Consider the following 25,176-nt stretch of genomic DNA (forward strand, 5'->3'; position numbering starts at 1 on the left):
CCGACCGACGCGGTCGCGACCGTCTAGGAGAGGTGCCAACCAGCTCTACAGAAATTAACCACGTCGTGGGAAATTCAAAGCACCGTGGACGTTCATGAGGATGAAACTTTCCCCACGCACGAAAAGAGTGAGAAAACCACTGAATATGAGTGGCATAGAATGTGTGCTGACCCTTGAGGGTGACTTCATATAGAGTACGCATGCACACAGCATGGACCATAATGGGCTTTTCTATTCGGATGAGACCAAAACTCTTGACATGGCCTGCAAAAATCGGCGAACAATTTTGGCCATAGCCACTGCGTCGACCAAAAAACTGTCGTGCCCCCACGGCGAGTTTAAGGTCTCAAAGCGAGTACGCACACCAGCCTCGCGCAAAATTTCTGCGTGCTGACGAATTTCATCATATAAATATAATTGGTCACTGGTAATGCCTACCATCCATACGGGTACACTGCGCATGGCGTCCACCGCCTCATCTTCCAACAAATCAAAGCGGTCCATGGCTTCGGTAATTTTTAGATAGGTGTTGGCATCAAATCGGCGGACCAGTTTGAGACCCTGATAACGCAAATATGAAGAAATCTGAAACTCCTCACGTTCGGCGGTTTGATAATGGCGACCAAATTTCTTGTCCATTGAAACGGGACTTTGATAAGAAATCATATCCGCCATCCGGGCTAATGCTAAGCCATGCGTGGGATAAGAACCACTGAGATAATAATCGCCATTGTTGAACGCGGGGTCGCTTGTGATTGCCATGCGTCCAACCGTGTGAAAGGCAATAGCCCACGGAGAATGTCTAATCGGTGAGCCAATCGCCAAAATGCCGCGGATATCTTTGGCATAGAGGGCGCCATAGGCATAGGCTACCATCCCCCCCATGGAACCTCCAATGAGAATCGGACGATCGGCCAATTGCACCGCCTCTTCTAACAAAATCCGACTAGCCCGTGCCATATCATACAGGGTAATGCGGGGAAACCTGCTGCCATAGGGATGCCCATCTGGGCCTGGCGAATGCGGGCCGGTTGTCCCCATTGCCCCCCCTAAGACGTTTACCGAAATCACATGATACTGATGTAAATCAATGGCCTTCCCAAAACCGACCATAGCATCCCACCACCCTGCCGCATCTTGGTAGGTATGCCGGGTCACATGGCTATCCCCTGTGAGAGCATGGAATATTACGACGGGAATTCCCGAGCCAATTTTTCCCCATTCCTCATAGGCCAGAAGCAATTCTGGCAGGGATTCCCCGCTGTCCAAAACAAAGGGGCCTTTGGCGCGGTAAAATTGCAGCCGCGGCCAAGGAAACCCCTGACTAACCTGCCATGGCCAAATTGGATAAGGATATCTCCCCATAATGTGAAGCCCTCCTGCTCCCCTCGTCACGGTGCGGGAGTCATGCACCATTCCCCGTGATGTCGCGTGATGAGTTCTCCCTTCACGCCTGAACATCATGATAATATCAAACTCTGTCATCGACAGCGACCCACGAGTCGACACCTTGGTTAGACAGATTCTGACCCACATGGAGTAAGCCAGGGCCCGCTCCGCCTTCTTTCTTTCCTTAAAAATCCGCGCGCTTTTCCGTACCTTACCTTGACAATCTAAAAGAAACCCATTAGAATTTGCATAAAATTTCATCGCTATTCACGATGACTGAGGCTGAGGGAATGGATTGTGTTTTAGCGAGCGACGCATGGTGAAAGGTCGTCACAATCGTCCCGTCCCATCTCAACGAGTGACCGTATAGGCGAGTTCCTCACGTTATAGAGGCATTGGAGATACATCAAGGCACAGCTTTGATGTAACTAAGGTGGTACCGCGAATCCCATTCGTCCTTAGGGTTGAATGGGTTTTTCTTTTTTTATTTCCTTAAGGGGGCAATATCATGCGAAAGATCGTCATCGTAGGTTCTGGCCATCTCGCGCGCGCTGTGGTAAGCCGTTGGCAACAAGCCCGTGCGTTAGATATTCATGTGTTAGCGCGTTCAAACAAATATTTATCCAAAGGTTGGAGCCTTGACGAGCAGGCGCTCGTGACATTTGACACATCTGTACTGCGTGACGCTGACTTGGTCTTGCTCGCCGTCAAACCTAAAGACATGCCTGGTACATTAAATCAATTAAAAGATGAAATAGCGCCTCATGCCGTAGTTCTCTCCGTAGCCGCTGGCATCAGTATTGACCAAATTCGAAAGATTTGGCCCGACCACGCTATCGTCCGAACCATGCCAAATATTTGCGCGGAAATTGGCCGTTCTGTCACCGGCGTATCCTATTATCACATTACCGATCACGACAAAGCCTGGGTCAACGATTTGCTCACACTTCTCGGATACACCCAAGAAATGCCAGAACACTTACTTAATCCCATGACAGCCCTCTATGGCAGTGGCCCGGCCTATGTCTATATTTTCATTGACGCGATCATGCAAGCGGCACACGAATTAGGAATTCCTGCAGAACACTCTCGATCGTTCGCAGCCTATATGGTTCAAGGAGCTTGTGAGATGGCCCTCACCGACCATGACAAAACCCTTGGACAATTGGTCGACGAAGTTGTCTCTCCAGGCGGCACAACCGAAGCGATGCTCAAAGTTCTCCGCAATGCCGGATGGCAAGACATTCTCAGTCAAGCACTCCAAGCCGCTGGGGAACGAGCGATTCAGCTGGGCCAAAACGTGGACCCCGTAAAGGCCCCCTCGTAATCCAAGGAGGCGGATATCGCCGCCTCCTAAATGCGTGTTTGGCCCATAACGGCCGCGGCTAATGCTCCTTGCATACCGGACGCTGTCCCTAGTTGTGCGGGAACGATCCGCACCGCAGGAAACATCGCGTCCATACTAAAGCGCTGAGTATTATCATGAATCGATTGTATCCATTCGTGGTGATTGGCCATGACTCCCCCGCCTAAGACAATCATTTCGGGGTTATAGAGATTCACCAAATACGATAGGCCCAATCCCAAATAGAACGACGCTGTATCTAAAATCGACTGACATGTCGCATCCTGAGCGTTCGCACCTGAGAAGACCAAAGCCGCATCGATCGTCTGGGATTGCTGCAGAAAGGGGCTGTCTGCTAAACGTTCCGCCGCCATCCGAGCAATAGCTGTTCCTGATGCCAATGTTTCTAAACAGCCGTGTTTGCCACAGCGGCACAAGGGACCATCCGGCTTCATGACGATATGGCCGAACTCTCCCGCGTTGCCTTGAACTCCCGCATCGCGCATGCCATTCACCACCATTCCGGCTCCAATGCCCGTAGATATGGTGACATAGACCATGTGCTTCAAACCCTTGCCTGCTCCGTATAGCCACTCTCCCATGGCCGCTGCCGTGGCGTCGTTTTCAACCACTGTCAATATGCCCGAGCGCAGACGGAGACCCCCTTCAATATCCAACCCCTCCCATTCGGCCGGCAAATTGGCGGTCTTAAATAACTTCCCTCCATTTAACGGTCCGGGGGATCCGACACCAATGGCGCGCAATTGTGCCCGTTCAATGCCTAGCCGCTGGCACAAGGCATCAATTTCCGCAGTGATGGCATCAAGCGCCTCGCCTCCCCCGGGTAAATCAGCCGTCACTAACTGACTCTCTAAAAGAATGCGACCGCTGGCATCCCCTATGCCGACCGCTATTTTGGTCCCCCCAATATCGACCCCTGCAAAGTAATCCAATATAGTTTCCTCCTATGTCGCAATCAACCCGTACGCATTGCCTGCCGATATCGACCCTTGCTGATTTCTCAATAAAAATCGTAAAATTGCTCTGAAGAGGAAGGGTCATTATCCAAGGCTTTTATTGCTGAGAAAATGATTCTTTGATGCATGGTTGTTCCCACCGCGGACGCACCTGAAAATTCTGGTTCCTCAGCTCTTCTGTGGGTGCATAGCCGTGACCCTTTCTTTTAGGAATGATTATACCAAAACACCAGGCTTCACCATGCCCTGATGCGCTCGCTGCATGACTGTACTGAAAATATCGATTCGACCATATTCGCCAGACGCTTTTGATAATGGCGCACGTTGCTAATCCCAGCAAGGACTACTAAAATTAGCAACAGATGAACAGCCTACTCAAGATGAACAGACGAAAGAGGTAGTTGACACCACAGAGCACACTTGGGCGCGCATCTCACCCATTAACCACGAAGGAGCGTTGCAATGAATTCTCAAAATTTAGATCTTCTTTCTGTCAACACGATCCGCACACTAGCCATCGACGGCGTACAAAAGGCTAATTCTGGCCATCCAGGGTTGCCCATGGGTACCGCCCCGATGGCTTATGTTTTATGGACGAAATTCCTTAAGCATAATCCTCATAATCCGACATGGTTCAACAGGGACCGATTTGTTCTGTCAGCGGGACACGGCTCCATGTTACTCTACGCCCTACTTCACTTGACGGGGTACGACCTCTCATTAGATGATCTGAAGAATTTTCGTCAACTTGGCTCCAAGACTCCGGGTCATCCCGAGTACGGACATACACCCGGTGTAGAAACAACGACAGGACCTTTAGGGCAGGGATTTGCCACCGCCATTGGTATGGCCATTGCCGAGCGCTACCTCGCCGCACGCTACAACAAGCCTGGGCTCCCTATCGTCGATCATTATACGTATGCCATTGTCTCCGATGGCGATTTAATGGAAGGTATCAGCGGCGAATCGGCTTCTTTGGCTGGCCATCTGAAACTCGGCAAATTGATTTACCTATACGATGATAACCACATCTCCATTGAGGGCACGACGGACATCGCTTTCTCAGAGAATGTTCTCGAACGCTTTCAAGCATATGGCTGGTATACGGATCGCGTAGCCGATGGTAATGATACCGAAGCCATTGAACAGGCGATTTTAAGGGCACAAGCTCAGGACCGGCCCTCGTTAATTGCCGTACGGACTCATATCGGTTATGGTAGTCCGAACAAACAAGATAAGCCGTCCGCGCATGGCTCCCCCTTAGGCGAAGAGGAAGTGCGTTTAACGAAAGAAGCTTATGGGTGGCCTGTGGATAAAACCTTCTACATCCCGGAAGAAGCCCTCGCCCATTTCCGCGAAGCGGTCCCGCAAGGTCAGGAATGGGAAGCCGAGTGGAACCATCTTTTCAGCCAATATCAAGCCAAATATCCTGACCTTGCCCGGGAATTCGAACAATCGTTAAAGCAAGAACTCCCTCAGGGGCTATTTGAGCATTTACCCACGTTTAAAGAAGGCGACATGGTCGAAACCCGGTCCGCCTCTGGTAAAGTCATTAATGCACTAGCCCCTCACCTACCCAATCTTATTGGGGGTTCCGCGGACTTAGCGCCCTCGAACAACACCCATATTCAAGAGGGCGGTGATTTCTCGGCCTTTGACCCCGCTGGGCGCAACTTGCATTTTGGCGTTCGCGAATTCACCATGGCGGCGGCGTTAAATGGCATGTCTCTGCACGGCGGTTTGCGTGTCTACGGCGGGACGTTCCTCATTTTTTCGGATTACGCGAAACCCGCCATTCGCCTCTCCAGTCTGATGCATCAACCCGTGATTTACATCTTTACGCACGACTCCATTGGACTGGGCGAAGACGGTCCCACTCACCAACCGATTGAACAATTAGCTGCACTTCGGGCCATGCCGAACATTTTGGTGATTCGTCCAGCCGATGCCAACGAGACGGCCGAAGCATGGAAAGTGGCGTTAACCACGCACGATAAGCCCATTGTATTGGCTTTAACGCGTCAAAAAGTCCCCACAGTCCCTGCAGCGAAAGCCGAAGGATTGACGCGCGGTGGATACATTCTGGAAGAAAATGCAGCCGAACCGGATTTGATTTTAATAGCCACAGGTTCTGAAGTCGGATTGGCCCAAAATGCCTATAAGATCTTAGCAGCTGAAGGCCACCGCGTGCGCGTGGTATCGCTTCCGTCGTGGGAACTCTTTGAAGCGCAGCCCCAGTCTTACAAAGACGCGGTATTGCCCCCATCGGTCACGCGCCGCATTGCCATTGAAGCTGCTTCAACCATGGGTTGGGAACGCTTTGTCGGCAATGATGGCAAGATTATTGGCATGACAACCTTCGGCGCCTCCGGAAAAATTGAGGACTTAATGGCGCATTTCGGATTTACACCCGAACACGTGGTGGAAGAGGCACATGCTCTCCTAGCGCGTTCCTGAACAATCTCTCTTGATGTGAGCAAAGGGGAAATGACGATGAGTACAGCGATCCACCGTTTAAACGAACTGGGCCAAAGCATTTGGTATGATAACGTCCGCCGCGGACTTATCGAGTCGGGTGAATTGTCCGACCTGATTGCCCAAGGTGTTTCAGGCGTCACGTCCAATCCCACGATTTTCGAAAAAGCTATCAATGGTTCGCATGATTATGATGCCGCGCTGCGTCAGCTTGTCGCCCAGCGCGCATCTTTGGAAACGATTTATGACACGCTTGTTTTAGAAGACATCGCGAATGGCGCTGATCTGCTGCGTCCCGTGTATGACCGAACTCATGGTCTCGATGGATACATTAGTGTGGAGGTGCCGCCAACTTTGGCGGCCCAAACGGATAAAACGATTGAAGAAGGCCGACGTCTGTTCAAAGCCTTAGGACGTCCCAATGTGATGATTAAGGTGCCGGCAACCCCCGAGGGCATCCCAGCCATTCGCCAACTGATTGCCGATGGGATCAACGTCAACGTCACCTTAATTTTTAGTCTCGACGCTTACCGCACGGTAATCGACGCCTACCTCTCAGGACTAGAAGACCGCGTCAGCCGCGGGCAACCTATTAACCACGTTGCATCCGTCGCCAGCTTTTTCGTCAGCCGCCTCGATACCTTGGTGGATCAATTAATCAAAGAAAAAGGCTTGCCCCAAGAGCTGGCGGGTAAAGCCGCCGTGGCCAATGCCAAGTTGGCCTATGAGCTCTTTACCCAGCTCTTCAACTCACCCCGTTTTGAAGCCCTAAAAGCCCAAGGCGCCATGGTGCAGCGTCCCCTGTGGGCCTCCACAAGCACCAAAAACCCATCATATCCTGACCTCTTATACGTCGATACCCTGATTGGTCCGGACACCGTCAACACGCTCCCTCCGCAAACGGTAGCCGCCGTTTTAGACCATGTCACCGTTAAGCGGACCGTCGACGAAGATCTCGCGGGCGCTCACCAAGTGATAGATACTTTGGAAGCGGCAGGCATTTCGATGCATGCGGTGACGGACCAATTGTTGCAAGAAGGCGTCGAGAGCTTCTCCCAGTCCTTTGTCACCTTATTCCGGGGTCTGAAGCGTAAGCGCGCCGCGATTGTCAGTGAGCTTGAGCCCGTCGACTGGTCGCAAGATATTCTTCATGCAACGGCCGATGCGGTGGTAGAAGAGCTCACCAAACAAGACGCCGTGGCCCGGGTATGGAGTCACGATGCGTCGCTATGGAAGACCGATCCAGACCATCAGGCGATCATCCGCAACGCGTTGGGATGGCTAAGCGTGCCGGAAAAGGTGGCCCAAGATCTGCCCAACCTCAAGGCCTTTACCCAGAGTGTTATTGACGACGGGTACACCGACGTTGTGGTGCTAGGTATGGGAGGAAGTAGCCTTATCTCCGATGTATTGCTACACACCTTTCCGGCCCCAGCACCCTATCTGCGCTTGCACGTGCTGGATTCAACCAGTCCCGACGCTGTGCAAGCCGTGAGAAACCGCTTGCCCTTGGCGACTAGCCTCTTCATTGTCGCTAGCAAGTCTGGCACCACAACCGAACCTCAGGAATACTTCCGGTACTTCTGGGAAGAAGTCAGCGCGATTAGCAGCAAACCTGGAGAGCACTTTGTTGCCATTACCGACCCCGGGACATTGCTCGTTGAGGAAGCGGCATCTCATGGATTCCGCAAAACTTTTTTGAATCCCGCCGATATTGGGGGGCGCTACTCGGCCTTGTCATGGTTTGGTATGGTTCCTGCTGCACTCAGCGGCGTGGATTTAGAGGCGTTGCTCACCAATGCGCAAGACATGCAGCAACTATGCCATGTCGCATCGGTGAAGGATAACCCTGGCGCCTTACTCGGAGCCTTGATGGGCGCCTTTGCCGTAAGCGGTCGTGATAAGATGACCCTGCTTATGCCCGAAGCCCTCAGCCAGTTCTCGGACTGGATTGAACAATTATTGGCCGAATCCACCGGCAAAGAAGGCACAGGACTTTTGCCCATCGCCCACGAACCAGCGCTGCCCGCCCACGAATACTCCCATGACCGGCTATTTATTGCCTGCCAATTGGAGAGTGAACCCGATTCGGACCTGGACGCCCGAATTCAAGAGTTACGTCGGGCTGGCCATCCGGTGGTTGTATTACCCATGGCCGACCGCACCGCATTAGGCGGGGAACTATTCCGCTGGGAATTTGCAACAGCGATTGCCGGATCGGTACTGCGTATCGACGCTTTTGATCAGCCTAATGTCCAAGAAAGCAAGGACAATACCAAACGTGTCCTTCAAGAATTCAAAGAAAAGAAGGCTTTGCCCGAGGAAGAACGCGTTGGCTCCCAAGCCGGGTTCTATTGGTCTGCAGCGCATTTTGCTATTGCGCCTGGATCCTCTCTTGCCGAGAGTTTGACGGCTCTTATGCGCACATTCAAGACCAATGACTACGTTGCCATGATGGCCTATGTCGATCCCAGTTCCACATCATGGGAAATGCTACAAGCCATTCGTGCAGAAATTGGTCGGCAATGGAATGTTCCGACAACGCTTGGATTCGGTCCACGCTTCTTACACAGCACAGGCCAGTTGCATAAAGGGGGAAATGATCACGGCCTCTTTATCCAAATTGTTGCAGATGCGGGCGCCCACGTTCCCATCCCAGGCGAGCCATTTGATTTCCTGACTCTCATTAAGGCTCAAGCCATTGGTGACTATCAAGCCTTGCGCAGCCATAATCGACGCGTCATTCGCATTGTCATGACAGAATCCACGGTAGAAGGATTGAAGGTTCTCGAAAATACTGTACGGGCCCTCCGTACAAAGTGAGGCGACGCATGATGAAGATTGGCATGATTGGATTAGGTCGCATGGGCGGAAATATGGTCAAGCGTTTAACGCAAAATGGGCACGAAGTGGTAGCCTATGACCGCAGCCCGGATGCGGTCACAGAGATTGCAAAGAGTACGGGAGCCGTAGGAGCGGCATCAATTCCCGATCTCGTCAATAAACTTGAAGGTCGCCGTGTCGTGTGGATGATGGTCCCCTCTGGCGACCCGACGGAACAAACCCTGGAGACATTGCTAAGCCTGCTGTCTCCAGGCGATATTATTATTGACGGAGGCAATTCGAATTTCCGTGATTCCATGCGCCGCGCAAAATTAGCGCATGCCCAACAAATTGAATTTATTGATTCGGGCACCAGTGGTGGCGTTTGGGGGTTGGCGAATGGCTACTGCCTCATGGTGGGAGGCTCTGATGATGCTGTTCACTACTGCGAACCCATCTTCACCACCTTAGCTCCTGAAGACGGTTATTTGCACACCGGTGCCGTCGGCTCCGGCCACTTTGTCAAAATGGTACATAACGGTATCGAATATGGCTTGCTCCAAGCCTACGCAGAAGGATTTGAAATACTCAAAGAAAGTCAATTCCCGCTAGATTTGCCGGCCATCACCAAATTGTGGAACCACGGTAGTGTTGTCCGTTCATGGTTATTAGAACTGCTTGAAGATGCCTATGCCAAAAACCCAGGTCTCAAGGATATCCGGGGTTATGTCGAAGATTCCGGAGAAGGTCGGTGGACTGTGCAAGAAGCCATCAACGAAAACGTCCCCGCGCCCGTCATTACCGCCTCGTTATTTGCCCGTTTTGCCTCCCGGCAGGAAGAATCTTATGGTGCCAAAGTCATTGCCGCATTGCGCAATGAGTTTGGCGGGCACGCCGTCAAAACTGAGTAAAAAGTGACTTGCGAAAGGGACGGAGAGAAGACATGATCGATATCCACAGCACAGCGAATCCTCTGCGGGAGGGGCTCGTTGAGAGCCGCCGTCCACAGCCTTTTACCATGATCATCTTTGGTGCCGCGGGGGACCTCGCGCACCGCAAGCTATTTCCTGCTCTCTACAACCTGATGGTGGACCATTGGCTTCCCCATCAGGTCAATGTTGTAGGATTTTCTCGGCAGCCCTTTGATGATGACAATTTTCGCAAGGAGATCAAACACTCCATCGAACAATTTTCTCGTCAACCCTTAAATGCCGATGTGTTTGACCAATTCGCAAGTGGCATGCATTATATCTCGGCCAACTTCAACGATCCGCAAGCGTATATCGAATTGCGCAATCTCTTAACCCGTCTCAATGAGGAACAACATTTGCTGGGCAATTACTTGTTCTATCTCGCAACCCCTCCATCTTTTTATCCCATTATTGCTGAACATCTTGGAGCGGTAGGGCTAAACGTTTCGCCTAGTGAGCAAGGATGGGTCCGGATTATCGTGGAGAAACCCTTTGGCCGTGATTTAGCATCGGCCATCGAACTCAATGCCCAATTACACAAGGTCTTTGATGAAACGCAAATCTTTCGCATCGACCATTATCTTGGAAAAGAAACGGTGCAAAACATCTTGGTATTCCGTTTTGCGAATGGGATTTTTGAGCCGTTGTGGAACCGGCAATACATTGACCATGTGCAGATTACCGTTGCCGAATCGTTGGGAGTCGAGGGACGCGGCACCTATTATGATACGGCAGGAGCATTACGGGACATCGTGCAAAACCATATGATGCAGCTGGTCTCCCTTATTGCCATGGAACCGCCTGTTGTCTTTGAGGCCGATGCCGTCCGCGACGAAAAGGTCAAAGTGCTAAAAGCCATTCGGCCACTATCTACGCGTGACGTCACGCAATTCACCGTTCGCGCCCAATATGACGAAGGCTACGTGGAAGGTTCCATGGTGCCTGGGTACCTTGATGAGCCGGATATCCCTTCAGATAGCCGCACCGAATCCTATATGGCCATGCGCCTTTTAATTGACAATTGGCGATGGGCCGGAGTCCCCTTCTACTTGCGCACCGGCAAACGGCTCGCTAAACGGGCGACCGAGATTGCCATTCAGTTCAAAAAAGCCCCGCACCGATTTTTCAACCAAACTGCCACCCCCGACTTGGAACCGAATCTGCTCACGCTGAAGATTCAGCCGGACGAAGGCATCGCGCTGCGCTTTGGCGCCAAGGTCCCGGGACCTGTGGTACGCATCCGCACCGTAAACATGGACTTTCTCTACGGCACCTCCTTTGCTGACCAAGCCCCAGAAGCCTATGAGCGCCTATTGTTGGATGCGATGATTGGAGATTCCACGCTCTTTACCCGCAAGGATGAAGTGGAAGCCGCTTGGTCCCTCGTCACGACGATTTTGAACGGTTGGGAACGCGCCAAAGGTCCCATTCCAACTTATGAAGCGGGTACCTGGGGCCCTCCAGAAGCCGATGAATTGATTGCCCGTGACGGATTTCGGTGGCGGCGGCCCTAACAACGTCATAAAGCGGAGGGAAGACACGAGTGGAAAGCCAAACATTACATTGGAATCATCCGAATATCATGGGACCGGAGCTGCTTGAACTCCTGCGCACCTCCGTGCCGCAATCCCTCGGCGGTACTCTTCCGGTCACGGCGACAGTACTGACTTTAGGATTGTATGTGAAAGGCATTTTACCCACCGATTGGGCAGAGCTGGCCGGAAAGATTTCGCGGGTTCATCCCTCTCGGGTTCTCATCATCAACCCCATCGTTAATTCCGCCAACGCTCCAACCCACGTTGATGCGGAACTTTCAGCCACCATTACATATCGGCGACCGCATGAGCCGCCTATCTTGTTTTCCGAATGCGTCCAAATGAATCTCCAAGGCGGCTTGGCCAACCACTGGATCGATTTAGTTCAATCCCTTATCAAATCCGACCTTCCCGCCTATTTGCTGTGGTTAGGTATGCCGCCTCTGCCAGGATTTCGTTGGGACTTATTAAGTACAGGGTTTAGCCATCTCGTCATCGACACCGAACAAACGGGGATTGAGCCGTGGCATCATGTGATGTTGCAAAGTCCTCGTTTAGGGTTGATGATTGATGATCTCTATTGGCAACGCCTAGGGCTATGGCGCGTCCATTGGGCCAATGTAACGGACCGACCCGAGGCCCTAGCGGTAGTCAGCACGCCTGAAAGTATTAGCGTCGTATGGCCGGTGGAGAAATCCACGGGATGGCAGATGCTTCTCGGATGGCTTGTGAGTCGACTGTCGTGGCAAATCGTCGATATTGCGCCCAATCGGCTCCTCGTAGCCACTGAATCTGGGGATACCATCCCTGTCCATATCACAACGGGGGCGGATCCCGGGATTACGTTTTATCAAGGCAACCGGCGTCTGTCATCGCAAGAAGCACACAATCAATTGACCACTCAATTTGAGATAGGATCTGACGTGTTGTATGAGATCAGCGATCCGTGCAATCTAGCTGATCCCGTGTCTGATGTGGTAAAACTGTTGAACCGCGGTCATGACCAACTTTACGACGAAGCGATGTCGGCTTTGCTTCTAAGCGAACGCCCCGAGCAATAACGATACCTAAAAAGGGAGAGAGCACCATGTCGGACCCGATTCTTCATGTCGGCCCCACTACGCCAGACACGATCCATGATTTGGCTCAGTGGTTATGTCAGGAGGCCGAGTTAGCCATTCGCGACCGCGGACGGTTTCTTTTGGCGTTGTCTGGTGGCTCGACGCCGCGCCAACTCTATACCCTGTTAGCCGAACCGTCATGGCAACAGCGTTTGGATTGGGCGCACACTCTCGTGTTTTTCAGCGATGAACGCGATGTGCCTCCAACCCATCCCGATAGCAATTTTAAAATGGCCTCAGATGCCCTGTTATCCCATTTAAATCCCGTACCTCAAGCCATTTACCGTTGGCATACCGAATATTCTCCCGCGATGGCCTTAGCAGACTATCGACACCATTTAACGTTGGACAATACCTTACCCGTGCCCCCTACCTTAGATGTGGTTCTGTTAGGCTTAGGGCCAGAAGGACACACGGCTTCACTATTTCCTGATCGCCCTGTCCTAGATTCCGAAGACATTGTGAGTCACACCTATGTGCCCACGCACAATTCATGGCGCTATACGTTTACACTTCCGCTGTTGAACGCCAGTCGCCATATTGCCTTTCTTGTCACGGGTTCGGAAAAACAAGAGATTATTGACCAGATTTTCACGCACCAAGCAGCGGTTCCCGCCAGCATGATTCACCCGGTCCCAGGTGACGTGCATTGGTTTTTAGACAGCGCTAGTGCACAACGCCTAAATCCCAATATTCTGCCGTCGTGACCATGCCAACATCCCCTATCCTATTGCTATGGGATATCGACGGTACCCTGTTGTTAGTGCCAGGGGCAGGAGCTTCGGCTATGACTCAAACGTTCCAGCGTTTGTTTGCAATTCCTAATGCTTTTGCTCATGTAGAATTTGCCGGGGGAACCGATTCCTATATTGTCGACTCGGCGTTCCAGCAGCACCATCTCGATCATCAGCAGTATGGCATGCTCTTTAAGACCGCATATTGTCGCCAGCTTTCTCGGACGCTTAAGGAATACCCCGGACACATTTTGCCCGGGGTCTCTCAGTTATTACAGACCTTACATAAGGACCCCCGTTTCGACCTGAGTCTAGCCACAGGAAATTACCACGACGCTGCCTACATCAAATTGGCGCACTTTGGTCTTGACCACTACTTTCCCACTGGCGGATTTGCTGAAGATGGATATACTCGCGATGCCATTATGACGGCAGCCAGGAATAACGCCGAGCTCTATTACCAAAAACACTACACGTCCTGTGTGGTGATTGCAGATACCGTACAAGATGGTCTAGCCGCCAAACAGTGTGGCTATCCTCTCCTTGCCGTAACGACAGGCAAACAAAGTATCCAAGACCTGCAGACCGTGACGCCCTATGTGGTCCCATCACTCGACGATTCGTCCCTCGTCCATCTTTTACTAAACATAGCCCTCTCGCATTAAAAAGGGACAGGCCAATGCCTGCCCCCCGTTACGTGATCGATACCGACCCTTGCGTCGTCACCATGTTCCACGGCCCCGCAATGATGGGAAGCGCTACAGTCATTTGAACTGTAGCGGTCAGCGTGCCTTTCTCATCTAAAAATGACATGGTACGCAGCGGCATTTGGGGAAGTTCACTTTCCAAATCGGTCATAAAAAGACTCTCAGCCTCATTCGCGGGACCATGTTGACTCTGAACCGCTAAAAGCGCACTATCCATAGCATCTACCAACGCTTGATGTCGCTCCATCAATACAGCGGTATCAATAAACATGGGAAGCACTCCCATGACTAGCATCAACCATAAGAGAGTCCAAATAAATACGTTACCACCACGGTGCTGGAGCATTGTTATTCACTCCCGTTTGCTCGACGGCTGAACGCGTCGACGATATGGTGTAATACGGCCACATCGTCGCTTGAACGGGCAACGACACGGTCACCTCATCGAGACTTCCTTGCTGAACATATTCTGCCGTGGCCCCTGACGGATTATATCCCTCATTAGTAAGGGTAAGACGCACATATTCTTGAGCGAGCGTAGGATTTCCCGTGGCCGCCCATTCTTGCGCCGCGGCTTGTGCCGCATTGCCAGCGATATCGCTCACTTGCGCCCACTGGAAAATGCCGATTGTTCCAAAGATAACGGTGAGAACTAAAGGCAGCACTAATAGGATTTCGATAAAACTATTGCCCTGGCGGTCCTGAACACGCCTTACGGGATCGTATTGAGATTGCTGGTGATTTGATTGAATGCGCCGATTAGCGCATTGCGCAATGCTTCTATTGGCAAAATCATAGCCAATACGACAATTATGATCCAAAGTGTTATCGTGTGATCGCGTAAGAGAAAAATCTACGATTGGTGCGGCCTTTCGGGTTCTCCGATGAATTGTATCATAGCATTGATAACTCCGTCCTCGCCAATTGACACGGTTATTTTATTGATCAGCCGCCGAGCAATCTCTTGCCGCGTGGCAAAGGGCAAGGAATCCAGATGGGGTCCCATACGCGTTCTGACATCCGCAATCAGTGTTGCCAATGACGGCTGAAGGGTATGCAAAGCCGTCTGCCGTTCACGCAGGCGTTGTTCCTCACCTTTGAGTGTTTTCAGATCCCGTTCGGCATCTTCTAAGGTGATCAAGTCCTTCCGCACTAATTCTAACAAGCGATGGCGACTCCGTTGCACCCGTTGCAACTCGTGTGCGATCTGTTCGTCTTCGCTTGGTCCAGTGGGTTCATGCTCGGTTGTTTCTTGAGCCGCCCGCCACCCTTGGGGATCATCAATCACTTTGACGATGTCGTGCCATACCGCCTCTTCCAACGAGTCGGCAGGGATCCATGGGAGAGTACACAGAGTGTCACGGCCTTGAGGCGTAACGGTTTGGAACTTACGGGGATAGCGACGAGGGCAAAAATAGTACCGATATGTAGTGCCCTTCACGGTTCGAATATTTGTGCTCATCATGTGCCCACACACACCACAATACACGAGACGACGCAGAAGCATCGGCACTTCTTGCCGTCCCTTCCAAATTTTTTGGTAATGGTAAATCACCTCACGTGCCTGCGCCCATTGCGTAGGCGTCACCAACGCAGGCACCTCAATCGCTATCCATTCGTCGGCATGACGCTCGCGATTATGATTCCCCGAATCGTATCGATGCACATAGGCGATTCCCGTATAGGCTGGATTGCGCAAAATCTTACTAATGGTATCCCGCCACCACACCGTGCCGCGTGGCGACGGGATCTGCTGCTGGGCCAACCGTTGGGCAATTTTCCCTGTGCTCAAGTGTTCATCGGCCGCGAGTCGAAAAATTTCTTGCACCACCGGTCCGGTGACGGGATCAATCGCGAGGGTTTTGGTCTGCGTATCGTACTTATATCCATAGCGTTGCATGCCCGCCACCAACTGTCCACTATACGCCTTCGCTAACCATCCTCGACGGGTGCGCTCACGAATTTTCTCCCGTTCAAACTCCGAAATCGCGCCGCGCAGAGAATAAAACAAACGGCCTTCTGGCGTATGTTGCCACTCAAAGTTGACAAATTCCAACACCACCCCCCGCCGTTCAAATTCTTCCGTTAGCAGGAGTTGATGTACCAACTTGCGCGACAAGCGATCAGGGTCAAAAATCACCAATCGGCTAATCTCGCCGCGCTCCGCCGCTTGCCGAAGCGCGGTCAACTGGGGACGTTCCAAGAGCGTGCCGCTTACGCCCCCGTCGATAAATTCCTGCACCGGCTCAACCGTGATTCCAATGTGCTTGCGGCATGCTGCTACTTGGGTTTCCAAACTCGCGCCATGTTGGGCTTGCTCCTCCGTACTGACCCGTGCATAAATAGCAATCACGAAGACGCCCCCTTGGATACTTGTCGTCCTCCGTGGGAGCCCTGCTGTTTGATCGCGTGAATCGCCACACAGCGCGCCTTATCTACCATAGTCGCCAACGGTGTATTCTCGTGACGCACAACGACTCTCTCGCCAACGTGTCGCATTTTTTCGCCTCCAAACGTTGATACGCCTGTCACATGGGCGCAAAAAACATCACCCCCCTATGGTTATAGGGAGGGTGAACCGTCGTGAGTGTTGCGTGCGTTAACGCATGTGACTTCCCCATAGCAGGCCCCACGTCACCACCGCCACGCTCCAGAGCCCCGGTCCCAAGGGCACATCGATATGCGAGGGCCACGGGCCCATGACAATGCGTCGTACTGCCATTCCTAGCCCAGTCAGCAGATACCCCATGGTGATGATTGCCACAGCTGGAATGCCCCCAAAGACAATGCCGAAGGCAGCCATACTCGCAACATCTCCGAGGCCCAACCAGTCCCGCCACCATAGGGCGGTCGCCACACCGCCGATGATTGCGCCTGCCGCGAGATGCCCGATCCAGAATCCCCTTCCTCCTGAGGTCATAGATGTGGCAATCGTTCCTATCAAGCCCACTCCAGTCGCTAATCCCGTGGCTTCAAACGGCAACAATTGGTCTCGCCAGTCCCGCCAGATTTGGTATGTTGCGACTCCACACCAGGCCAAGATCACCACCACCGCCACGCTGTGTAACACGGATCCACCTCCTTAGTCACGCAAAAAACGACCGCCTCAGCGTGTGAGCGGGACGAAGTGTAGATTAGCAATCCCAAACGACTTGTCGGAAGCCCCCTCAACTCCCGTCTCGGCTCTTCCTTCCCTGAGGGTCACCCATGCCGAGATTTGCCGCCTCCGTCCGCACTCTCATTTGGACCGGGGGACGCAAGATTAGCAGTAATAATCATACAAAAACTTACATACTCCCCAGCATTGCCATGCTAGGGACAGGCAATCCCGCTCTCATCCGCAGCTATCTGTATGAATCCACGGAGGCTGATCGGGTGTGGCTCCGGCTTTGTACGTCGGCAGAGCCTCCGTCTAACCGAAGAGATGTTCGTCCATCCACGTGATAATCGTGACAAAGATAGTGAACGTTTTCGGGGCGTGTTTCGTCATCGGGTGGATTCGGCGACCACGCGCAATCCAAAAAACAGGGATCGCTTTGGGGATCAAGATAATAAGGCCGCCCGAGTAATTCAGGAATCGTGTCATCCTGAATTTCTAACCACCAGTGCGCACGGGTCCCATGAAGAATCCAGCGCCATCGAGATTGGGCGGGGCAATCGGGATTTTCGACTTCTACCACGTTGTCGGACCCTTTGTCTTTTTGGAATTCATCATATAAGAATGTGAGAAAGGCGGTTTCTAACTGTTGCCGCGCGTCGGCTGTCAATTGGGCACTGGGGCGCGGGGCCACTCGGGCAGATCGACGATGGTATTTGCAGTCACGCATGCACGGTGGCCTCCTTGTCTCAGAACAAGCTCACGAGTAAGTTTTAGGCTGATCGTATCCTAACGTTGATCCACCAGGGAATAATGGACGTATTTGCTCGTCCATGCCAGGTTTTCTTGACATAGTGGCCCGCAAATGGTCGAACTAGATAAAACGTACGCCGTTCGTGCCGGTCGTTCTTGTACGTTACAAATTAAGGAATGGGTCTACTAGGCCTCCTCAATGTCATCGAGTTGAGGAGGCGCGGTAGTTGGCGCCCCGGCTTCATACACGTGGATTGCTTCGGTTTGGCCTAACAATTTTTCTTCCATTGCGACGACTAATGAACCGACACAATAGTTCATGCGTTTATCGGGCTCAGGATGATGTGGGTCACAAAAATCGTCACACAATCCGAGAAACAAGCGACTCTGATACGGAATCAAATCATAGGGGCGGTCTTGGCCTAACTCTGGGAGGCGATCGTCCCATACTCGTAGTCGCCAGGCGGTGGGCGTCCCTATAATCTGCCATCTCCAGCTTGCTAATTCCGTGCGATTCCAATCGGGATGGCTCGCGTGCAATGGCTCCAGGTTGATCTCGGGGTGATCCGAGCCGGGCCCGAATCGGGGTTTCGAGTGCACGTGCCCCTTTTCACTAAAATGCCATAACTCCTGATATAACTGGATGAAAAATTCGTCACAGTCACAGGGTTGCGTGTGAGGCATTGATACTCCTCCTTGACGTGATCCTAGAGAGAACGGATCCGAAGCGTTAGAATTTATTCGTGGATGGATAGAGTCCATCGTTAATCCACCAGGGAACAATGCTGGTGTTTACCCGATTATGCCACGTTTTGGTGACATAGTGGCCATAGATCGGGTAGCCCGTGATGACCGCACCCGGTCCGTGACCCTTGGAAGTCACTACTCCTGTTGCATTGCCATTATTGACAATCACTTCGAGTAAAATAGTCCAATTCTCAAACGGCACAGTTGTTTTCCACCAATGATCGTAAACAGGATGCCCATACCGGTCTTCCCCAGATGCTTGGGCATCCGCCACGGTATATTTCACACAATCTTGTGCGGCTGCTGTATTCTTCCAGTTATGGCGATATTGCATATGCTGCCAGCCCCATCCTGGCTGTGCCCCCTGGTAAAGTATTACAAACTGTCCTGTATAGTTACCATAGGCATCCCAAATGGCTGTATTCGCAGGATAGGCCATTGGCGCGACGGTCGAAGGCACTGCGGAAGGGGTAGAAGCCGTTAAGTCATGATGTACGTCAAACGTATAAATGGTGGTTTCTACGTAAGCAATTTGCGCTGTATTTAAGCCATGGTGCGCTAAGATTGTCGGAGAGACATCCACATATCCCGAAGTCGTGTTAATCTGTTCTGTTTGCCGAGCCACTTGCGCGGCTTGAACACGTTGAGTGGCGGTCAAGGCGGGTCGACTCGCCGGAGATGTTTGAGCCAAAACCGGACCCGACGTGATTAAAGGGATTCCGATAAAGGCGATGGAAGCCAGTACGCCCACTCCTAATATCCCTTTGTGGGGCAACCTATCGCCGAACAATAAAAACCTCTCCCTTAGATCGTTTTATGTCCTAGGGTTTCTGAAGAAGATCACACAATCCTGCTTAAGGCAGTAAAAAACGCTCGACATAACGCGACGCTTTTTGCAGGATGAATCGACCGGTTAGAATGAGTGATAGGGTTATCTAGTGCAAGTCGTTGAGCAAAGGACCTCATGGATGCCTCTACGCAGAAAAAAGAATCTACCGCACCCACCAATGCCGACGCACGACGCCGTGAGCGTCGGGAGTGTCCACCGTGACACGCAACAGGCCCGCCTGCGTCAGCCGATCGAGCCAATGCCAGGCTGTTCCCCGCCCGACATGCCAGATGGCGACCAGTAAGTCCACAGTGACTGGCATCCCGGACGGCCACTGACGCACACGCTGTGTAATCGCCGCCCATGTTGGTTTGTCAGACGCAGGGGGAAGCGGATTCTGGGGCAGGCGAAGGTGTCGGGGAGGCGGTGCGACAGAATTCCGGGGTCGCGGCTGCCATACGCGCCCCCACCACGCCCGCCACGACGGGGGCATTTGGAGGTCATCGGTGTTCGGCGTCATCGCCCTCACCTCCTTGACAATTCGAGTTTCTCATTGATCGGCTCTTGGAATCCCAGCATAGTCCCTGCACGATATCAGAAAGAACATGACCCGTTATATAACTGGTTTAGGTATTGTCAAGAAACAAGGCTTTTCTGCACTAATGAGTGTCATCGGTAAATACGGCATGTGGGGTCTGAATTAGATACACGCACAAGATGCACGCTATCTGAAAATGTGGTCGCGCAAATTCCCCACTTACACGAAATGCGGAAGAGCCATTTTTATTTGACTATAACCGCTAGCTAGTTCTTGCTGAAAAAGTCTCTTTGTGTTTAGGAACCTCTCTGGGAGTTATCGGCCGAGGCCTACCTTTCGCGGGCCGAGGACGTTAGCCAGCCTGCCGCTGGGCCCAGCGGCGCACATTATGAGCGAAGATCCCTAACCCGATCCCCGTCGCCACCGTTGAGCTCGGCGAAACGCGGGGGTGCGTCCCTCGAGGAGGCGCGCCTCCGACTTTTTGCCCCGCTTGGGAATGGCGATGGTCCCCATGTCGCGGTCACGGCCCTCTTGTTGATTGCGGGCGCTGTCGTCACCCCGGTCGGTGGCGACGATGTCCGGATCGCGCCCAAACTGGGCGCGATGACGATCCAAGGCAGGGCCCAGTGCCTCAGCATCCGGCGGGTTCCCGGTGTGGACTGAATAGTCCGTCACAAATCCATTTTCCGCTTCCGTGATTTGCACTTTATAGCCCAATGGCACAGGCTGCCCCCGTTGGCCTTTTTTAATCGGACGCGCATCGTGATCCGCTACGCTCACCATTCGATCGGGGATCCGTTCGCCCGCAGTGGCCGCACGACTTTGGCGGATGACCGTCTTGAGATCCTGCAACGCATCCGTGACTCGAGCAATCCGGTGGGCGGCGACTTGATCCTCCATCGCAATCTGCTTCTTGGCTGCGTCGAGCAATTGGGCCACTGCACGACCTTGAGAGAGGCCAATCTTGGCCACCTCTTCCGTGATGCGACGCACCTCGGTAAGGGCCTCCCCCGTGCGTCGCTTGAGCACCTTCCCAATTTCGAGGATCCGACGTTTCACACTGCGTGCGCGGTCCCGAATGGCGATCGGGGCTTTTTGGATGGCGGCGTGCAATTGGCGGGCCCGTCGCGTGACCCGGCGAATGGCATCCGCTAGCAAACCCGGATCGGTTGGATGGTGAATGTCGGCGTCCGTGACCGTGGAGTCCATTTCTATTTGGCCATATACACCATCCGAAATCGGCGCCCCCGGATCCCCTGATCCTCTCGAAGTCGGGCCGTGACGGCCCGATTGATGACCCCAATGCCGTCCGTCCCCAACCGTTGGCGCCAATGCGTGAGCGTGGTCGGATGCGGCAAGGCGTCCACCACCCCAAAGTGGCAAAACTTCCGCCAGTGAAAGCGATCGGACACTTCCGGATGAGATCGCGGTCGGATAGCTGATAGCGGTCCTTTAAATAAAACAGCCGGAGTATTTGGGCGGCGGGTACGGATGGACGACCCCGAACGGGGTCGAGTCGATTTAGGAGGGGAGCCAGCCTCGCGGGATCCGCGAGCAAGCGATCGACGACGGTCAATTCCGCGGACAGCGTCCACACCTCCGGGGGCATTGCGGCCGTCAGAAAGTCTCATGGTTAATGATCTGAACGTTGCATATCATGTCCGAAGCAGGAATGAGACGTCGGGATCGCGAATCCCTGCTCATCGGGGTTCCCCCCTTCGAATTGGAATACTGGGTGCTGGATAAATTCGACAATTGAGCCAGGAATCCCTTCTTTTATGCGGCTTTCAAGGATCGGTAGGGTGAAACTTTTTCAGCACGATCTAGCTACATAATGATAGCACGGCACCTATTACCCATATGTTGCGTTCTACTAATTTCAGTAATGTGATGTTTTTCCGCTCACATCTTGGAACTGAATGACATTGCGATGAATTCGGTGAGTAAGAAATTTCGGCGGTATTTCACTTAGGTTATTCTAGACAAATTTTACCCACACCTAACATCTACTAAAGTAAACATTTTTAGTTATTTTCTCATCTTTTTCGAATTACTTTCTGTGATTTTTACGTCTTAAAAGACATTAGACAACCCGTTTCTATTGGGTGTACGCTATCGTTAATAAAAACTCCCAAGACTGTCACGGAGGAACAATCATGACAGAACAAGAACTGAAAACCTTTTTTGGACATACCATAGCCAAACTACGAATGCAAAAGTCGATGAAGCAAGAAGAGTTGGCGCAACAAATTGGCTGCACTTCACGGCATATGTCCTCCATCGAACGCGGAGAAAAAATGCCCCGACCTTACTTAATAGTCGAATTAGCTCGAGTCTTAGAGGTTCCCGTTCGGAATTTCTTTCCCGGCGACGACAAAGACCAATCTATCTTCGAGTTACTTCCATGGCCCTATCAAGAAACAGCGCGGATTATGATTCGTCGATTGGAGCTATTAAGTTGTGATAACAGGAGGAAACACTAATGAATCTCACTTTCAGCGAGGCGTTTATTCTTAATTCTGCGACAGGAAAGGGTCAAATCGTCCCATCCCATGCCTTGGACGACCTATATGGAGCTTCTCTCCCACAGTTGCCAATAGTAGCTACGCTAGAACAATTGACCAAGCACATTAGCGATGTCGCTAACGCAAAAGGTTTAGCCTTGCCAAGTCGCGAAGCTTTATCCAATGCTCGTGGTACATGGTTTGAAACTCTTGTGGTGGCAAGCGCTTGGAACTACATCATTAATTTGGGAATCACCGATACGCTGGTCGTGCAATTACCGAACGTTCAACGTTTCGACTTTCGGAATCTCTTTGATCAGTCAAGTCAGTCTATGCTTGACGACCTTGAACGCTCTCTCAGGCGACACGAGGTGGATGTGGAAATGGTCACATCAAATCCCGACTTGATTGTCATTAAGTCTAAAGACATGTTGTCACGACTAGCTCCCCGAAAAATCGCCAACCTGTCATTGGCTAACCAACATTACTTGAGTGGATTTTACGAAAATCTCAGAACAAAATGTCCTTGGGACTCTATTGTCGCCGGGATCGGGCTCAAAACATCTGTCCGACCTGACCGACGACTTCAGTTGGTGCATGAAGGTAATATCCTAAAATCAACATTCGCCCATCTAAAAATGCGACATTGGAACAGAGACTTCCGTTTTCTCTACGTCGTCGCATCAAGCGAAAAGTTCAATGATGCAGATAAAAAAGCGCTAAAGACTGCCGCCACACATACCATCGTCAATGTAGATGCAACACCAGAACGTTCGGTTGATGAATTGTATTGGCTCACTGAGTTTGAAGACGTTGAACGTATGCTAGGCGATGTAATCACAACCATTAACCGATAATTGCCACCGCATTTTGAGCCTCAAGCGTGTAATAGCTGTCCAAGACCACTTTTATCTGATCGGCAAGCAACTCAGCCAGTCGAAAGGCAACCCCGTTGGAAATCATCTTGAACATCTTGTCTAATGGAGTCCCTTCTTCGAACTGATACCAATCCGGCACGGATTGAAGGCGCAATGCTTCTCGCACTGAAATTCGGCGAGGCTCAGTGGGGTGAAGATGCACTTCGTTGTTCCCATAAGCTACCGTCGGACTATAACGAAAACGATGTAGGCGCTTAAATGACTTGCGACGGTCGTCTCCTTCGGCAATGACCGTGAATTTATCCGATCTCGGTTGAAAAAACACATGATTGGGCAGTCCACTAGTCGGTACATCTTTGATGGCCGAATGAACCGTAAGGGCATATGGTACTACCAATTCATGAATGAAGTCCTCTTCATCTACTTGAGTCCCGTAATCCCATGTATCGATCCAATCAAAATTGGCTTTCGCCCTAGGATAGATAGGTTGTGGAAACTCGAAGGTCGGTAACCCATGAATGCGAAGAGCCGTAGCAATAGCATGTTTCACGCCCACTAAAAAGACCCGTGACCGATCTTGGGGGATGCCGTAATCCAAGGCATTCAGCACTTGAAAATCCACCTCATACCCAAGATCTGCGAACTGAGCCATCAAAGGAATTAACGCTTCTTCACGATTTTTTCGTATTTTGTACAAACCCTCGACATTCTCAAATAAGAAGAAATCAGGATTTACGGTGGCGACTTTGTCTAAATAATCCCAAACCAATTGCCCGCGGGCTCCAGCAACACCAGGTTTATTCGCATTCCCAACCGAAAAATCCTGACACGGAGGGCCCCCGATAATTCCAGCAGCTTTAGGAATACTATCAGGACTAACTTTCGTAATGTCAGCGGTTTGAATGGTATCTCGACGCCCTTCTCCATAGCGAAGCCTTAAATTATAATTATGAGCTTGCGCGAAATAAGGCACTAATTCACAGCCCCAAACCACATCAAAGCCGTGTTCCATGAAGCCAAAGTCCAAAAAACCCGCCCCAGAAAATAATGAAACCACCGAATATCCTGCCATTGGCAACGCCTCCACACTAATCAATTTTGACAAGACAACCGCTTTCATGCCAGAGAATGAACTCTCCAGCCCATTCTATCTCCATCCAGGTGAGGTAGATTCCTAGTTCTGGAATCACTGCGACAGGATCGGTGTCTACAAACATAGATTTTATCCATTTTCTCCTCATAACCTTATTATGGGGCGAACATTTGGAACTGTCGAGACCTTTACTTGCCCCCCCGTTAAGCTTATGGCCAAAAGGGAGACAGACGGATGTGATTCAGAATGTTTCTGCTATGTCAACTAAATCCGCGCAACACCCCCTGGTTAAAGAACGCCATGACTGGAAACACCCTAGTCATGGCGCGGTGGAATCCGACCCCTCAATCCGTTTCCTGGCATAGCCTCTGTCCTTTTCCTCCCTTCAGTTGACATAATATCATGACTTGACGGCCTGTCAAACAATGACAATAGCAGGACCCCAACAAATGAGCCTCCCTGCTCAAGCCGTTTGCGCAGGAAATGATCAAACATCGTCTTGATTGGCATTTGCTGAGGATGCGGCATGGTCTTTGCAATTGACGGGGCATGTGCAGCCACACACATTGGTAGACAGACGCGCCCTGCCCACCCTCGAAAATATACGCCAAGACGGGATATACAGGCAAAAATTCCTCTTAAATAGATTGTGGTACACAC

General features: G+C 51.7%; 23 protein-coding genes. 10 read left to right on the plus strand and 13 right to left on the minus strand.

Annotated elements, in window-relative coordinates:
• Window positions 1-231: 231 nt before the first annotated feature.
• A complete protein-coding gene (locus tag CO251_RS15710) occupies window positions 232-1,365 on the minus strand; it encodes a homoserine O-acetyltransferase (RefSeq protein WP_103376727.1) in 1,134 nt (377 codons plus the stop codon).
• Between the two features lie 532 nt (window positions 1,366-1,897).
• On the opposite strand from CO251_RS15710, the gene proC reads away from it, so the two are divergent.
• Window positions 1,898-2,716, plus strand: coding sequence for a pyrroline-5-carboxylate reductase (proC, locus tag CO251_RS15715; protein WP_103376728.1), 819 nt, complete (start codon window positions 1,898-1,900; stop codon window positions 2,714-2,716).
• 26 nt (window positions 2,717-2,742) lie between these two features.
• Here proC and CO251_RS15720 read toward each other — a convergent pair whose 3' ends face one another.
• Window positions 2,743-3,687: an ROK family protein gene (locus CO251_RS15720; protein ID WP_158246393.1), complete on the minus strand. Its 945-nt coding sequence runs from the start codon at window positions 3,685-3,687 to the stop codon at window positions 2,743-2,745.
• 486 nt (window positions 3,688-4,173) lie between these two features.
• Between CO251_RS15720 and tkt the strand changes: the two genes are divergently transcribed.
• The 7 genes from tkt to CO251_RS15755 are packed head-to-tail and all read left to right on the plus strand — an operon-like array spanning window position 4,174 to window position 14,035.
• Window positions 4,174-6,168: a transketolase gene (tkt, locus tag CO251_RS15725; RefSeq protein WP_103376730.1), complete on the plus strand. Its 1,995-nt coding sequence runs from the start codon at window positions 4,174-4,176 to the stop codon at window positions 6,166-6,168.
• Between the two features lie 36 nt (window positions 6,169-6,204).
• Window positions 6,205-9,009: a bifunctional transaldolase/phosoglucose isomerase gene (locus CO251_RS15730; protein ID WP_103376731.1), complete on the plus strand. Its 2,805-nt coding sequence runs from the start codon at window positions 6,205-6,207 to the stop codon at window positions 9,007-9,009.
• 11 nt (window positions 9,010-9,020) lie between these two features.
• Window positions 9,021-9,920, plus strand: coding sequence for a phosphogluconate dehydrogenase (NAD(+)-dependent, decarboxylating) (gene gnd, locus CO251_RS15735; protein ID WP_103376804.1), 900 nt, complete (start codon window positions 9,021-9,023; stop codon window positions 9,918-9,920).
• Window positions 9,921-9,952: 32 nt separating this feature from the next.
• The gene (gene zwf, locus CO251_RS15740) at window positions 9,953-11,494 is read left to right on the plus strand and encodes a glucose-6-phosphate dehydrogenase (protein WP_103376732.1); all 1,542 of its coding nucleotides are present in this window, start codon (window positions 9,953-9,955) and stop codon (window positions 11,492-11,494) included.
• 29 nt (window positions 11,495-11,523) lie between these two features.
• Window positions 11,524-12,576 (plus strand): glucose-6-phosphate dehydrogenase assembly protein OpcA, encoded by a 1,053-nt coding sequence (locus CO251_RS15745; protein WP_103376733.1) that lies wholly within the window; start codon window positions 11,524-11,526, stop codon window positions 12,574-12,576.
• A gap of 26 nt (window positions 12,577-12,602) precedes the next feature.
• On the plus strand, window positions 12,603-13,343 hold the full coding sequence (gene pgl, locus CO251_RS15750) for a 6-phosphogluconolactonase (protein WP_103376734.1): 741 nt from the start codon (window positions 12,603-12,605) through the stop codon (window positions 13,341-13,343).
• A 2-nt stretch (window positions 13,344-13,345) separates the two neighbouring features.
• Complete coding sequence (locus CO251_RS15755; RefSeq protein WP_103376735.1) at window positions 13,346-14,035, plus strand: HAD family hydrolase; 690 nt, start codon at window positions 13,346-13,348, stop codon at window positions 14,033-14,035.
• A 28-nt stretch (window positions 14,036-14,063) separates the two neighbouring features.
• Here CO251_RS15755 and CO251_RS15760 read toward each other — a convergent pair whose 3' ends face one another.
• From CO251_RS15760 to CO251_RS17860, 10 genes are all read right to left on the minus strand, one after another.
• A complete protein-coding gene (locus CO251_RS15760; protein WP_103376736.1) occupies window positions 14,064-14,423 on the minus strand; it encodes a pilus assembly protein TadG-related protein in 360 nt (119 codons plus the stop codon).
• The gene (locus tag CO251_RS15765) at window positions 14,401-14,898 is read right to left on the minus strand and encodes a TadE/TadG family type IV pilus assembly protein (RefSeq protein WP_158246394.1); all 498 of its coding nucleotides are present in this window, start codon (window positions 14,896-14,898) and stop codon (window positions 14,401-14,403) included. Before CO251_RS15765 ends, CO251_RS15760 begins: the two co-directional genes overlap by 23 nt.
• Window positions 14,899-14,930: 32 nt before the next feature.
• Window positions 14,931-16,430 carry a recombinase family protein gene (locus CO251_RS15770; protein ID WP_103376738.1) on the minus strand — a complete coding sequence of 500 codons (1,500 nt, stop codon included), beginning with the start codon at window positions 16,428-16,430 and terminating at the stop codon, window positions 14,931-14,933.
• Between the two features lie 246 nt (window positions 16,431-16,676).
• Window positions 16,677-17,147, minus strand: a complete 471-nt coding sequence (locus tag CO251_RS15775) for a hypothetical protein (protein ID WP_103376739.1) — start codon at window positions 17,145-17,147, stop codon at window positions 16,677-16,679.
• A gap of 274 nt (window positions 17,148-17,421) precedes the next feature.
• Window positions 17,422-17,904 (minus strand): hypothetical protein, encoded by a 483-nt coding sequence (locus CO251_RS15780; protein WP_103376740.1) that lies wholly within the window; start codon window positions 17,902-17,904, stop codon window positions 17,422-17,424.
• Between the two features lie 209 nt (window positions 17,905-18,113).
• Window positions 18,114-18,611, minus strand: coding sequence for a hypothetical protein (locus tag CO251_RS15785; RefSeq protein WP_103376741.1), 498 nt, complete (start codon window positions 18,609-18,611; stop codon window positions 18,114-18,116).
• Window positions 18,612-18,657: 46 nt separating this feature from the next.
• Window positions 18,658-19,464, minus strand: coding sequence for a hypothetical protein (locus tag CO251_RS15790; protein WP_103376742.1), 807 nt, complete (start codon window positions 19,462-19,464; stop codon window positions 18,658-18,660).
• 202 nt (window positions 19,465-19,666) lie between these two features.
• Window positions 19,667-20,023, minus strand: a complete 357-nt coding sequence (locus tag CO251_RS15795) for a hypothetical protein (protein ID WP_103376743.1) — start codon at window positions 20,021-20,023, stop codon at window positions 19,667-19,669.
• A 420-nt stretch (window positions 20,024-20,443) separates the two neighbouring features.
• Window positions 20,444-21,250: a transposase gene (locus tag CO251_RS15800; protein WP_103376744.1), complete on the minus strand. Its 807-nt coding sequence runs from the start codon at window positions 21,248-21,250 to the stop codon at window positions 20,444-20,446.
• A gap of 2 nt (window positions 21,251-21,252) precedes the next feature.
• Entirely contained in the window at window positions 21,253-21,672 is a 420-nt protein-coding gene (locus CO251_RS17860; RefSeq protein WP_103376745.1) for a transposase, read from the minus strand.
• A gap of 525 nt (window positions 21,673-22,197) precedes the next feature.
• Here CO251_RS17860 and CO251_RS15810 point away from each other — a divergent pair.
• Both CO251_RS15810 and CO251_RS15815 read left to right on the plus strand, forming a co-directional pair.
• Window positions 22,198-22,524: a helix-turn-helix domain-containing protein gene (locus CO251_RS15810; RefSeq protein WP_103376746.1), complete on the plus strand. Its 327-nt coding sequence runs from the start codon at window positions 22,198-22,200 to the stop codon at window positions 22,522-22,524.
• Window positions 22,524-23,402: a Cfr10I/Bse634I family restriction endonuclease gene (locus CO251_RS15815; protein WP_103376747.1), complete on the plus strand. Its 879-nt coding sequence runs from the start codon at window positions 22,524-22,526 to the stop codon at window positions 23,400-23,402. The genes CO251_RS15810 and CO251_RS15815 overlap by 1 nt, the downstream gene beginning before the upstream one ends.
• On the opposite strand, the gene CO251_RS15820 is transcribed toward CO251_RS15815, so the two are convergent.
• Window positions 23,392-24,495, minus strand: coding sequence for a DNA cytosine methyltransferase (locus CO251_RS15820; protein WP_158246396.1), 1,104 nt, complete (start codon window positions 24,493-24,495; stop codon window positions 23,392-23,394). The genes CO251_RS15815 and CO251_RS15820 overlap by 11 nt on opposite strands.
• Window positions 24,496-25,176: the final 681 nt, after the last annotated feature.

Source organism: Sulfobacillus sp. hq2 (assembly GCF_002903155.1).
Taxonomy (GTDB): Bacteria; Bacillota; Sulfobacillia; order Sulfobacillales; family Sulfobacillaceae; genus Sulfobacillus; species Sulfobacillus thermotolerans.

Excerpts from the sequence above, each read along its gene's own strand:
- CO251_RS15780 (WP_103376740.1), bottom strand. The coding sequence starts at position 17,904 with ATGCGTGACTGCAAATACCATCGTCGATCTGCCCGAGTGGCCCCGCGC.
- CO251_RS15795 (WP_103376743.1), bottom strand. The coding sequence starts at position 20,023 with ATGACGCCGAACACCGATGACCTCCAAATGCCCCCGTCGTGGCGGGCG.
- CO251_RS15710 (WP_103376727.1), bottom strand. The coding sequence starts at position 1,365 with ATGGGGAGATATCCTTATCCAATTTGGCCATGGCAGGTTAGTCAGGGG.
- zwf (WP_103376732.1), top strand. The coding sequence starts at position 9,953 with ATGATCGATATCCACAGCACAGCGAATCCTCTGCGGGAGGGGCTCGTT.
- CO251_RS15815 (WP_103376747.1), top strand. The coding sequence starts at position 22,524 with ATGAATCTCACTTTCAGCGAGGCGTTTATTCTTAATTCTGCGACAGGA.
- CO251_RS17860 (WP_103376745.1), bottom strand. The coding sequence starts at position 21,672 with ATGAGACTTTCTGACGGCCGCAATGCCCCCGGAGGTGTGGACGCTGTC.
- CO251_RS15785 (WP_103376741.1), bottom strand. The coding sequence starts at position 18,611 with ATGCCTCACACGCAACCCTGTGACTGTGACGAATTTTTCATCCAGTTA.
- CO251_RS15820 (WP_158246396.1), bottom strand. The coding sequence starts at position 24,495 with ATGGCAGGATATTCGGTGGTTTCATTATTTTCTGGGGCGGGTTTTTTG.
- CO251_RS15755 (WP_103376735.1), top strand. The coding sequence starts at position 13,346 with ATGCCAACATCCCCTATCCTATTGCTATGGGATATCGACGGTACCCTG.
- CO251_RS15730 (WP_103376731.1), top strand. The coding sequence starts at position 6,205 with ATGAGTACAGCGATCCACCGTTTAAACGAACTGGGCCAAAGCATTTGG.
- gnd (WP_103376804.1), top strand. The coding sequence starts at position 9,021 with ATGAAGATTGGCATGATTGGATTAGGTCGCATGGGCGGAAATATGGTC.
- CO251_RS15810 (WP_103376746.1), top strand. The coding sequence starts at position 22,198 with ATGACAGAACAAGAACTGAAAACCTTTTTTGGACATACCATAGCCAAA.
- proC (WP_103376728.1), top strand. The coding sequence starts at position 1,898 with ATGCGAAAGATCGTCATCGTAGGTTCTGGCCATCTCGCGCGCGCTGTG.
- CO251_RS15760 (WP_103376736.1), bottom strand. The coding sequence starts at position 14,423 with ATGCTCCAGCACCGTGGTGGTAACGTATTTATTTGGACTCTCTTATGG.
- tkt (WP_103376730.1), top strand. The coding sequence starts at position 4,174 with ATGAATTCTCAAAATTTAGATCTTCTTTCTGTCAACACGATCCGCACA.
- pgl (WP_103376734.1), top strand. The coding sequence starts at position 12,603 with ATGTCGGACCCGATTCTTCATGTCGGCCCCACTACGCCAGACACGATC.
- CO251_RS15800 (WP_103376744.1), bottom strand. The coding sequence starts at position 21,250 with ATGGACTCCACGGTCACGGACGCCGACATTCACCATCCAACCGATCCG.